Source organism: Candidatus Symbiopectobacterium sp. NZEC135 (genome assembly GCF_025962695.1).
In genome coordinates this window covers 1-942 of sequence record NZ_JAGFPF010000784.1, presented here as the reverse complement: position 1 = coordinate 942, position 942 = coordinate 1, and the positions used below count along the sequence as shown (strand labels likewise).

Genomic DNA, 942 nt, shown 5'->3' with positions numbered 1-942 from the left:
AGGCCGATGTGGTGGTTGGCGCCCTCCGCGCCGGTGAGATTACCGGCTACGGTGAGTGCCTGCCTTACGCGCGCTACGGTGAATCGGTCGAGAGCGTCACTGAGCAAATCGCATCGCTTGAGAGCGACTTGCGCAACGGGCTGGACAGACTCACGCTGCAATCTCGCTTGCCTGCGGGAGCCGCACGCAACGCGCTCGACTGTGCCCTGTGGGATTTGGAGTGCAAGCTGTATCGTCAGCGCATCTGGCAACGGCTCACTGTGCCGACGCCTCACACGCTGGAAACCGCCTATACCCTGTCGCTGGACACGCCAGAGCACATGCGCCAGGCGGCAGAGAAGCAGGCACACCGCCCGTTGCTGAAGCTGAAGCTGGCCGATCGGCACGATCTGGAACGGGTCGCCGCCGTGCGGGCGGGTGCCCCCTCAGCGCGTCTGATTGTGGATGCCAACGAAGGATGGGATGAAGCGCTTTACACTCATCTGGTGCCGGAGCTGGTCAAACTCGGCGTTACCATGATTGAGCAACCGATGCCCGCCGGAAAAGATGAAGCGCTGGCATCGCTGCCCCGCCCCATCCCGATCTGTGCCGATGAATCCTGTCACGACAGCCATTCGCTGGCTGCACTGGTGGGGCGCTACGACATGATTAACATCAAACTGGATAAAGCTGGCGGCTTAACCGAAGCGCTGCGTCTGCGTGATGAAGCAGTCAAGCTCGGGCTAAAAATTATGGTAGGCTGCATGGTCAGTACGTCGTTGGCGATGGCACCTGCGTTTATCGTGGCGCAGGGGGCTGATGTTGTTGATTTGGATGGTCCGCTGTTGCTGCAACGCGATCGCGATAACGGGCTGGACTACCAAGGCAGCATCATCAACCCGCCTTCAGCCGCGCTCTCGGGTTAGTGCTGTTTCGCGTGTGGTCTGACATGCACTCTCACGC

1 protein-coding gene is annotated in these 942 nt (G+C 60.6%); it reads left to right on the top strand.

What is annotated here, in order from left to right:
* On the top strand, positions 1 to 905 hold a 905-nt coding region (gene dgcA / locus J5224_RS30425), incomplete at its 5' end, for an N-acetyl-D-Glu racemase DgcA (RefSeq protein WP_264628768.1).
* Between the last annotated feature and the right edge of the window lie 37 nt (positions 906 to 942).